This is a genomic window from Pedobacter lithocola, from assembly GCF_042650845.1.
Classification (GTDB): domain Bacteria; phylum Bacteroidota; class Bacteroidia; order Sphingobacteriales; family Sphingobacteriaceae; genus Pedobacter; species Pedobacter lithocola.
In genome coordinates this window covers 213,819-225,183 of sequence record NZ_JBHSBW010000007.1, presented here as the reverse complement: position 1 = coordinate 225,183, position 11,365 = coordinate 213,819, and the positions used below count along the sequence as shown (strand labels likewise).

At 33.4% G+C, this 11,365-nt stretch carries 8 protein-coding genes; 6 read left to right on the top strand and 2 right to left on the bottom strand.

Annotated elements, in window-relative coordinates:
* The first annotated feature begins 200 nt into the window (after nt 1-200).
* Nucleotides 201-2,810 (top strand): hypothetical protein, encoded by a 2,610-nt coding sequence (locus ACFOWA_RS03410; RefSeq protein WP_378981788.1) that lies wholly within the window; start codon nt 201-203, stop codon nt 2,808-2,810.
* Between the two features lie 5 nt (nt 2,811-2,815).
* Here ACFOWA_RS03410 and ACFOWA_RS03405 read toward each other — a convergent pair whose 3' ends face one another.
* Nucleotides 2,816-3,016 carry a hypothetical protein gene (locus ACFOWA_RS03405; protein WP_378981786.1) on the bottom strand — a complete coding sequence of 67 codons (201 nt, stop codon included), beginning with the start codon at nt 3,014-3,016 and terminating at the stop codon, nt 2,816-2,818.
* A 209-nt stretch (nt 3,017-3,225) separates the two neighbouring features.
* Between ACFOWA_RS03405 and bla the strand changes: the two genes are divergently transcribed.
* Nucleotides 3,226-4,101, top strand: coding sequence for a subclass B3 metallo-beta-lactamase (gene bla / locus ACFOWA_RS03400; RefSeq protein WP_378981784.1), 876 nt, complete (start codon nt 3,226-3,228; stop codon nt 4,099-4,101).
* 3 nt (nt 4,102-4,104) lie between these two features.
* Nucleotides 4,105-5,076, top strand: coding sequence for a Gfo/Idh/MocA family protein (locus ACFOWA_RS03395; protein WP_378981782.1), 972 nt, complete (start codon nt 4,105-4,107; stop codon nt 5,074-5,076).
* A 154-nt stretch (nt 5,077-5,230) separates the two neighbouring features.
* On the opposite strand, the gene ACFOWA_RS03390 is transcribed toward ACFOWA_RS03395, so the two are convergent.
* On the bottom strand, nt 5,231-6,304 hold the full coding sequence (locus ACFOWA_RS03390; RefSeq protein ID WP_378981780.1) for a calcium:proton antiporter: 1,074 nt from the start codon (nt 6,302-6,304) through the stop codon (nt 5,231-5,233).
* Between the two features lie 265 nt (nt 6,305-6,569).
* On the opposite strand from ACFOWA_RS03390, the gene ACFOWA_RS03385 reads away from it, so the two are divergent.
* The 3 genes from ACFOWA_RS03385 to ACFOWA_RS03375 all read left to right on the top strand — a co-directional run bounded on the left by ACFOWA_RS03385 (nt 6,570) and on the right by ACFOWA_RS03375 (nt 11,281).
* Nucleotides 6,570-7,646: a fatty acid desaturase family protein gene (locus ACFOWA_RS03385; protein ID WP_378981778.1), complete on the top strand. Its 1,077-nt coding sequence runs from the start codon at nt 6,570-6,572 to the stop codon at nt 7,644-7,646.
* A 680-nt stretch (nt 7,647-8,326) separates the two neighbouring features.
* On the top strand, nt 8,327-9,100 hold the full coding sequence (locus tag ACFOWA_RS03380) for an HAD-IIA family hydrolase (protein ID WP_378981776.1): 774 nt from the start codon (nt 8,327-8,329) through the stop codon (nt 9,098-9,100).
* 72 nt (nt 9,101-9,172) lie between these two features.
* Nucleotides 9,173-11,281, top strand: coding sequence for an AAA family ATPase (locus ACFOWA_RS03375; protein WP_378981774.1), 2,109 nt, complete (start codon nt 9,173-9,175; stop codon nt 11,279-11,281).
* Nucleotides 11,282-11,365: the final 84 nt, after the last annotated feature.

The window sequence follows — 11,365 nt, the reverse complement described above, 5'->3', positions numbered from 1 at the left end:
TTTTCATCATGTCAGGCGCTTGTAGGTTTGATTTTTTAATCGCAGTTGCGTATTTAAACTTCCTGTGATTAGCGATAAATCTACATCAGTCATTTCTAATAGCATTTATCCATTATCGTTCATTATTCGTTCAGGGCGTCTATTCATTTCATTCATCAAACTTTTGTTACCTAAATGATTTTTGCTAACAGATAATTTTTATGACATTAGCATTATTATCCTCTACGATGAATACAAATGAATTAATCTCTCAGCTCAGAAAGTTTGTGCTTATAAAATCGGGCTTGCGAAATATCGACCCTGCTCATTGTAAGACAATCTCAGAGTATATATTTAAAGAGACTAAGAATTATGTTAGCGAAACTACCGTTAAAAGATTCTTTGGTTTTGCACAGGTTATTCATAAATTTTCGTTGTTCACACTTAATAGCCTATCTCAATATGTTGGCTTTTCCGATTGGGAATCTTTTTGTAAGGATAAACAAGGTCAATCCGAAAATGTAGATGATGTATGGACCGACCTACAAATCAGATGCAGGGCAATTACCGAAATGTCTATCATCGCCAAAAAGAACAATTCGGGTGTTCCTTTTGATGCCACATCAAACAGAAGTTTTCTTTTTAACGATTTCGATTACTTTTTAAAGAACAATTATCAATTTACAACCATAAGTGCGCAACCTGGGCAAGGAAAATCAATTCTAATTACCCATTTGGTTGAACATTTTTTTTATGGTGAAAATGCAGTTTATAATAATGACATCGTTTTACTAATCAATTCGGGTACGATTAATGAAATTATTCAGAATGATTTATCGTTAAAAGACTGGTTTAGAAAAGAATTTAAATTTGGTAGTTTAAGCGATTTAAATACGCATTTCAAAAAAAATCCAACCGAATGTAAAGGCCGTTTTATACTTGTTGTTGATGGTGTAGATCAGTTTTTATCTCGCAATAAATATTCTAAAGTTTTTACAGATTTTTTGCTTAGTGTAGAAGAAAGCGATTTTTTAAAAATTGTGTTGGGCTTAAGGGTAAATAATTGGGTTAATATGCAACCAATGATTTCTGGTTCGGCATTTTTAACCAAGGCTTGGTACAAAGGCCTATTTTTTGATGATGAAAAAGGTACAAACGTACCAATGCTTAATAATGATGAAATCCTTTACACGCTATCCAGGTTAGAAGAGAAAATTATTCTTGTTAAAGATGTTCATCCAGAATTACTCAATCAGTTTAGAACACCATTTTGGCTGCAGATTTACTATAAACTTAAACAAGAAAACAATACCATAAGGCTTAACAACTACCTTTTATGCATAGAACTCATTAACTATTTTTTAGAGAATAAGATATTTTTATCCAAAAATAGCACAGAAAAAATTATCATTTTAAAAGAACTGAGCAATTCAATTTCTAAAGGTAGTGTTCGCCAAAGAGTGGCAAAAGAAAAGGTTCTAAACTCATTTGCTTTGTTTCCAGAAGCTTATGATGAGCTTATTTATGGCGGAATTCTTATCGAAGAGAAGCGTTTAACAACCTCCATTCCAACAGAAATTATTCGATTTTTAAATGATGATATCTATACATATTTTTTATTTCTGCAATTAAAAGAGAAGTTTAGTTTTAAACCAGATGTTCATTTTTTTAAAGAAATATTAACCGTTTATTCAGAACAGTCTCACCTCCGTAGTTTAATGCTAAACTGGAGCATACGCTTTTGCATAAATAGAAACGAAGTGCAGGCATTAAAGCATATTTTCAAATTGCCATTTACGAACGATGAAAAGAATTCGGCTTTTGATTTTATATGCGATGTTGCTGTATTTGAATTAAATAGATCGGGTTCTAATTTCAATTCTCAAACCATTGATATGCATTTTATTGATATTATGGTTATGGGTAAAATCGTAAGCCAACATTATAAAGAAACCATAAAAATAATAGCCGAAAAGATAGTAAATGAAGATGTTCAGATTATGTTGAATGTTATAGAATGTAGCATTTGCGTAGTTGATATGGATGAAAAGGGCTTAAGCGAGAGCATGCATCTATTGAAAAGATATCCCAAAGAATTATATAATTTGTTTCCAATAAACCCCAGCGATTTACTCTTATTTCTATCCAATAATTTATCAAATAAACCAAATAATGGTAAAAGTGTATTTGATAAAATTAATGTATTACAGCAGCAACTAGACCAGAGTCGTCCGCATACAAACGATGAGCTTACAAGCGTAGAAATAATGTGTTACAGGCTGGCCTTTGTTGTATTGTTCACCAATAAAAATTATGAAGCCTGTGGTCGTTTTATCGAGGCGATATTGAGAAAATATCCAAAAATATTCTATTTAAGGTCATCTGTCTTTTCTTCATATCTTTTAATAATATTGGTTCAAACCTATATTAAACTTAACCAAAATAAAAAAGCGAAAAGAATAATACAGCTGTTAGATAAAATTATTTATGAAAACAAAAGATACTTTACACCTTACATAAAATCGGCTTATTATATATGTAAAGCCAATTTTTTAAATCATACGCACAATTACGCTAATGCGTTAGTAGAAATAGAAAAGGGTTTAGAATCGCTAAAAGGACATCAATTTAGGATACTTGAAATTTCTTACCGACTATTAAAAATTGATATTTTAAAACACGCAAATAGTAATGAATGTGTAAACCAAACCATTAGAGCTTTACTTAATTACTTATCAATAAATAATTTAAGTATGCCCGATTTTGCAAATGTTAGTGGTGAAGATTTTGACCACATGTTTAAAATCTTAAAATCTTATAAGCACAGTTAAAAATATTATATCGTGCTATTTAATAATTGAACGCCAACAGCCATTAGGCCGGTTGCAGATAATTCAATCTGAAAGTTAACATTTTTGCCTCTTAAATTTTTCAGAAAATCAATATCAATTTTAAAAGGAATGTCCTGTTGATTTTCATCGGTAATAACACCTGAATAATCATCATTTAATGATTTTATAATACCATTTCTAAGCATAATTAATAAAATACAAAGGGACGATTTTTGCATTGCAAAAATATAAATAATTGTAATATTAATTAGTATAACTTATACTACAATTCAAAACCTGTGTGTTTAAATAATTAATTCAATAGCAGCATACGCTCAAATTAAGATGTTATTAATATTTAGAAATATAAATACTTTCCTGGTTGATTGCTATCTTAGCGCTCAACTCTACCCTCATGTTAAAATTCAAAAATATATTTTTAGTTTGTTTAGCCTTTTTCATTAGTATTAGTGCCTTTTCTCAAAATGTTAAAGAACCATCAGGCACACCAAAAGAATGGTCTGCTGGATATACACCATTTAGGATTGCAGGCAATTTATATTATGTTGGCACTTACGATTTAGCTTGCTACCTCATCACCACAACAAAAGGAAACATACTGATAAACACAGGCTTATCTTCGTCGGCTGCTTTGATAAAGAAAAACATCGAGCAATTAGGATTTAAATTTAGCGACACTAAAATTTTACTAACTACACAAGCACATTACGACCACATGGGTGCTATAGCAGAAGTTAAGCGATTAACTGGTGCCAAATTTATGGTAGATGAGGGCGATGCATCAGTTTTAAAGGATGGTGGAAAATCTGACTATGCTCTCGGTGGAAAAGAAAGTAGTTACGCACCAATTATTGCCGATAAGTTATTGAAAAACAACGATGTAATTACTTTAGGAAATTTTAGCATTAAAATGCTTCATCATCCTGGACATACAAAAGGTTCTTGCAGTTTTATCTTCTCTACCTTAGATAAAAACCGTAGTTACAAAGTGTTGATTGCAAACATGCCATCAATTGTTACAGAGAAGAATTTTGAAGATGTGAAAGAGTATCCTGAAATTGCTAAAGATTACGCTTACACTTTTAAATCGATGAAGATGTTAAACTTCGATATTTGGTTGGCTTCCCATGCAAGTCAGTTCAATTTACACCAAAAACACAAACCAACTGATGGCTACCACCCTGAAGTTTTTGTAGATAGAAATGGTTACCTGCAAGCATTAAATGAGTTAGAAAAAGCTTTTAAACAAAAATTAAAGAATAGAAAATAGCACATGGAACAGATTAATTGGGGCATAATAGGTTGCGGTGATGTAACTGAAGTGAAAAGCGGTCCGGCATTTAATAAAGTATCCAACTCTCGATTAGTTGCTGTTATGCGAAGAAACGCACAAAAAGCAGAAGATTATGCTTTACGACATGGTGTACCAAAATGGTACGATGATGCCGATAAACTGATTAATGACCCTGATGTAAATGCCATATATATTGCTACGCCACCATTGCAACATGAAATGTATTGCATTGCTGCGCTAAAGGCAGGCAAAGCTGTTTATGTTGAAAAGCCCATGACTATGGATGCAAATTCTGCGCAGCGTATGATTGATGCAGCTGAAATGTATAACGTAAAGCTTTCAATAGCACATTACCGCAGGTTACAGCCTATGTTTTTAAAAGTTAAAGCTCTTTTAGATGAGAAAATTATTGGAGACATTCGCTTCGTTAATCTAAAAATGTTTCAACCGCCAAACCCAAATCTTATTGCTAAAAGTGATGATAACTGGCGAACCAATCCGGCAATTTCTGGAGGAGGCTTGTTTCATGATTTAGCACCACATCAGATTGATTTAATGTCTTATTATTTTGGTGTCGTAAAAAAAGCAAAAGGATTGGCAATTAAACAGCAACAAAATGCAACTGCTGATGACTTGGTGGCTGGAAACATTCTTTTTGATGGCGGAATTTTATTTATCGGTATATGGTGCTTTTCAGTAGCCGAAGCGGACCAATGTGATATTTGCGAAATACATGGTAACAAAGGAAAAATCACGTTCCCCATGTTTGGGCATTCAATTACAATTGTTACTGATAACAAAGAAACCGATTACAATTTCGAACCATTGCAACATGTTCAACAACCTATGATAGAACAGGTAGTAAATTACTTTCTGGATAAAGGAACAAATCCTTGTAGTGGCATTGATGCTTTAGTAACCATGAAAATAATGGATCAGTTTACAATTTGATAAAGATTTTACTTACCACCACATCATTGCAAGACACGAAGCAATCTTAAAATTTAGACTATCATGCTGGAATATCACGAGGTTGATTCATACCTTGCAATTACCATAGTTGATTTAATTATATTTATCATTTAAATTTTATAACCATAAATAATTAAGGTACAACTGTATAAAACAAATAAGAAAAGAATATTACCAGTAATACAATACCCTGCTGAATATTTGTTTTTCCGGTAGCTAACGAAAACATTATGGTCAGCATCGAAAGCAAGAGCAAAACGGTTGATGTTGTGTTTATCCCCAATACAATGGGCATTTCTGCAAAAATAGAAACCATTGCCACGGCAGGTATTGTTAAGCCAATACTTGCAAGTGCCGAACCCAGCGCCAAATTTAAACTGGTTTGTAAACGGTTAGATTTAACGGCGCTATAGGCCGCCAGCCCTTCTGGAAGCAAAACAATTGCTGCTATAATTACCCCAACAACAGATTTTGGTGCGCCCATTTCTACAACTATGGTTTCAATATCTTTTGATAAATATTTGGCCAATAAAACCACAATTATTAAACTTAAAATTAAAAAAGCCAAGCTGGATAGTGCTGTAATGTTATTTGGTGCTTCGGCATGATCATCTTCAGATTGTGACTCTTTTGGAAGAAAATAATCACGATGCCTAACGGTTTGCATAAAAATAAATCCTCCATAAAGTACAAGAGAAACTACAGAAACGAAAATTAGTTGACTTACACTATATTCACCTTTTGCTCCACTAGTGTAGTTAGGCAAAATAAGTGTTAGTACAAAAATGGCCAGCAACGTTATTAAAGCAGCACTTACACCTTGCAGTTTGTACAATTGCTCTTTAAATTTCAATCCGCCTTTTAACAAACAAATCCCTACTATTGCGGTTAAAATTATCATTACAGCTGCAAACACGGTATCTCTTGCTAATTCTTTAACACCATCGCCACCGGCAAGCATTAACGATACAATTAAACCAACTTCGATTGTGGTGATGGCAATGGCTAAAATAATCGTACCGAAAGGTTCTCCTACCCTATGCGCTATAACTTCGGCGTGGTGCACCGATGCAATTACCGAACCGATGAGCAGTACAGCTAAGATAAGTTTTAAAAAAATACCAGCATCGGCCCCTGCAACAAAATATAAAATTATAGCAGCAATAGGCACAAGCATAGTCCATTTAGGTAAATGTATTTCTTTCATATTTAAGGTATGTTTCTCCAAACTAACAAAAAAGTAAAGCTTGGGTTTTAATTGTTAAATGATAGCGAAGCTTACTTTCTTGTTGAACAACAACAAAGAGTAGTATATATTTAAGATTTATATTTCCAAACAAACTGTATTAAACTATGTTTCGTATCTATATTAGCAGCATTAAAAACTGCAGGGAATTTTCCCTTAACACCTGATGAGTTATATAGCTGCTTTAAAGAAATAGTGGTGAAACAATTTGTTTAACCCAATTTCAATGAAGTTAAAAGCTAAATTTCCGTCAGCGGCATCTGGTCCGTTTTATTCTGTTTTGCGTGCAAGAGTTAATAAGCACTTTACAGAAAACCGAATTTCTCCCAATGCTAATTCTGGTATGTGGGTAAAAACAATTGTTTTTCTATCCAGCTACGTTTCACTCTATTTGGTAATTCTGTTGCTTCCTTTAAATTTAGTTTCGTTAGCTTCTTTAACCATTCTACTTGGAATGACGGCTGCTTTCGTTGGTTTTAATATTTGTCATGATGCCATCCATGGTTCATTCTCCAAATCAAAAAAGGTAAATCATTTGCTTAGTTTCCTTTTTAATCTACTTGGTGCAAGTCCTTATGTCTGGAACATTACACACAATGTTGTTCATCATACCTACACCAATATTGCCGGCCATGATGAAGATATTGAGGTTGCACCAGGTTTAATTAGAATATCAGATTCTGATGAATTAAAAAGTTTCCACAAATATCAACAATGGTATGCGTTTCCACTTTATGGGCTCGCCTCACTTTCATGGGTTTTAAGGAAAGATTATAAAAAGTTTTTCCAGGCATCAGTTGGTGCACATGCAAACAAACATCCGAAAATAGAATATTTCAATCTTTTCTTTTTTAAGGCGATTTATTATTTTCTATTCTTAGCCTTACCTATTATATTGATGGATATTGCATGGTACCATGTAATTGTGGGCTTCGTGATACTACATTTATCGCAAGGTTTTACCATGGGTTTGGTTTTTCAATTGGCTCATGTTGTTGAAGGGACTGAATTTCCGGTGCCAGATTTAGCAGGAAACATGCAAGAATCGTGGGCAGAACATCAAATGGCAACAACGGCAAACTTTGCTACAGATTGCAAATTTGCAGCATTTTTTCTGGGTGGATTAAACCGACAAATTGAACATCATTTATTTCCTAAGATATGTCACATTCACTATGGAAGTATTTCTAAAATTGTTAAATCAACAGCTTTAGAATATGGAATTGTTTACCACGAAAACAAAACATTTCCATTGGCTTTACAATCGCATTTTAATATGCTTAAAAAAATGGGACGTAAATAAACGCACATTTCTATTTTATTATCTAAGTGGTGGTAAATTAACAAGGAATTTGCTGCGCTGAATTCAATTAAATCACCTAGAATATCTAATACCGTAATTTTCTATATAATACTTAGACTTAAATAGTATTTTAAATCAAAATTTCGGTAAAACTCAACCTTCCAAGCTTGAATTTTAAATTTAAAATCAATTAAGTTTTGATTCTAAACTTATTTGGAGTATATTCACAGTATTCAACGAACATTAAATCAAGAAGTTATGAAAAATTTTTTCTATTTCTTCCTGACCGTTTTAATTTCCACAGTTATATTACTTATAGGTTATGATTATTATGAACCTGAATTGATTTTCAGCACCATTACCATGGTATGGATACTTTATTTGTGGCAAATTTCATACGCGAACAAGAGAAATTATAGCGAATAGCTAATTCAAGAATCTCTTCAATACATCTTCCTAATTTAGAGGAAAAAACATTTTGTGTTCAAAAATTAAATATAGATTGCTATAATTAGATATTGCTTGTATCTAAATTGTAACTAAGACGATTATTCCATATTTTAAATATCCTAAATCACTTGCTAATATTAAGCTAATGTTAAACAGTTCTTATTGTTTAACTAACCGTTATTTTAAGCCTATATTTGCGATTAACGTTAAAGCAAGCTACAATTATTACTATGAAACAAGGACTTTTAATAGATATGGACGGCGTGATTTACAGCGGCGAAGAACTAATCTTTGGGGCTGATAGATTTATCAACAATCTAATAAAAAAGGATATTCCATTCGCTTTTATGACCAACAATAGCCAACGAACAAGCCTTGAAGTTCGCCGTAAATTAAAGGGTTTGGGTATAAAAGTAGAAGATAGGCATGTTTACACTAGCGCTATGGCTACTGGAAAATTCCTTGCCGACCAAAGCCCTGGAAGTACCGCTTATGTTTTAGGCGAAGGTGGTTTATTAAGTAGTTTACATGAAAATGGAATTACCCTTGTAAATACCGACCCCGAATTTGTTGTACTTGGTGAAGGAAGAAATTTTACATTAGAAATGGTACAAAGAGCGGTTGATATGATTTTAGCTGGTGCTAAATTTATTACTACCAATAGAGATCCATCACCAAAAAAACCTGGATGGAACAATTTGGGTATAGCTGCCACAACAGCCATGATTGAGGAAGCCACGGGAAGGAGAGCTTTTGTAACTGGTAAACCAAGTCCGGTTATGATGCGTTCTGCTCGTAAATTTTTAGGTTTAGAAACATCAGAAACTACAGTAATTGGCGATACCATGGAAACCGACATACAAGGCGGTGTACAAATGGGTTACAAAACCATTTTGGTGCTTTCGGGTATTTCAAGTAAGGATAGGTTGAGCCATTATGCTTTTAAGCCCGATTTAATTGCCAGTTCTGTAGATGAAATAGAATTTCCCTTAGCTTGGTGGTAAACTAATAAGATACTAACATTCTTAGTAGCAGTAAAAAAATCATCGTACTTTTGAATTGTAAGTCGCTTAAATGTGCTTGCAGATAAAATTTACAAATTGGCCCACGAACATCAGCTCATACTCGATTTTTTAAAATCTACCAATCAATCTATTTTTCTTACCGGAAAAGCTGGTACAGGTAAAACCACCCTGCTTCGGCATATTAGAGAAGTTACCACAAAAAATTATGCCGTTGTTGCGCCAACTGCTGTTGCTGCAATTAATGCCGGTGGTGTTACGCTTCACTCCTTTTTTCAAATTCCATTTGGTCCGTTAATTCCAAATAGTTTTGGCGATGAAATAAAATATTCATCAGATAAAATAAAACTTTTAAAGTGCCTTGAACTTTTAATTATTGATGAAATAAGTATGGTTCGGGCAGATGTACTTGATTTTATCAATGCAGCATTGAGCAAAGTAAAATCATCTCAATTGCCTTTTGGCGGTGTTCAGGTGTTAATGATTGGCGATTTATATCAACTTTCGCCCATTGCACATGATGCATGGCACATTTTAAAAGCACATTATTTAAGTCCGTATTTTTTTGATAGCCTTGTTATTCGCAATCATCAACTCACCACATTTCAGCTCGATAAAGTTTACCGGCAATCCGACCCTGTGTTTCTAGATATTTTAAACGGAGTTAGAGAAAATAATTTATCTGACGATTTATTTACAAAATTAAATGAACGGCACATTGCTAGCTTAAAAGAGATAAAACAGGAGGAATACATCACATTAACAACACACAATAACCTGGTAACGCAAATCAACCAAGAATACTTAGAAAAACTAGATGGCGAACTTCACCAATTTCAGGCCAAAATAACTGGCGATTTCCCTAAAGATGCCTATCCGGTTGATGAAATTTTGGAACTAAAGGTTGGTGCAAGGGTTATGTTTTTAAAAAATGATTCATCGGGTAAAAAACTGTATTATAATGGTAAAGCCGCCATTGTTACAGAAATAAAAAATGATAGTGTAAAAGTTAAATTTAACGATGAAGAAACAAGTTTGGAAGTAGTTAGAGAGGACTGGGACAATATAAAATACAACCTAAATCCTACTCACAATAAAATAAACGAAGTTAATACGGGTTCTTTTTCGCAATATCCATTTAAGCTAGCCTGGGCAATAACAGTACATAAAAGTCAGGGTTTAACATTTGATAAAGCCATTGTTGATGTAAGTTCTTCATTTACACACGGTCAGGCTTACGTAGCATTAAGCAGATGCCGAAGTTTGGAAGGCTTGGTTTTAAAGGCTCCGGTAGCGGCAAATAACTTAATTACTGATGCAAGGGTTATTAAATTTACAAAAGACGCCATCGTTTCTAAACCAAATGCTGAAACGTTAGAAAACGCTTCAAAAAATTACGAATGGACACTAATTAGTGATTTACTGGGTTTTACAGGCATAGCACAAAACTGGTTATTTCTAAAAAAATCGAACTTTGGAAACAATACTGGAAACGATGCATTCCATGAAATAGTGGGAAAAATAAGTACCGTTTTAGAAGATGAAATCATTGCCATTGCCCATCGCTTTATTAAAAAGGAACTTGATGGTGTATCCAAAAGTAAAAATGTGAGTGATGAGAAAGAATTTATTGAGCGATTAACCAAAGCTTCAAAATATTTCATTCCGAAATTGGAGATGGTTTTAAATGAAGCCGATAAATTTAATGAGCTTAATGTATACATAGACGACCGAACCGAAAAAATATTAAATCGAATAAGCGATTTGATTAATGATTTAACCTTAAAATTATCGTTATTTAAATTAGCCTGGGATAAATTTAGGGTTGAAGACTACACCAAAACCTACCATAAAGCAAGTGGTAAATACGAGCCTGTTCAAACTGGCAGAAAGCCAAAAATTATTATTGAGCTAAAAGCAATTTCTAATTTGCCACTTTTTAATGAACTTTTAAAACTAAGAAAGATAATTAGCGAAAAACGCAACGTTGCTGAACATAATGTACTATCAGAACAAGCTTTACTTTCAATTGCAAATAAATTACCAAAAAACACGGAGCAATTAGCGGCTATAAAAGGCGTAGGAATTGGGAATGCGGTAGAAATAGGTGGCGAAATTTTAAAATCTATTAATGGTTATTTAGGCACAAGCGAGCTTTTTTAGTGGCATAAGACTTACGAAGTTTCTTCTACTCAAAGCCTATTAAAACTTCGTAAGTCAAGCGTGTCGGCGAAGTTTCCTCTGCTC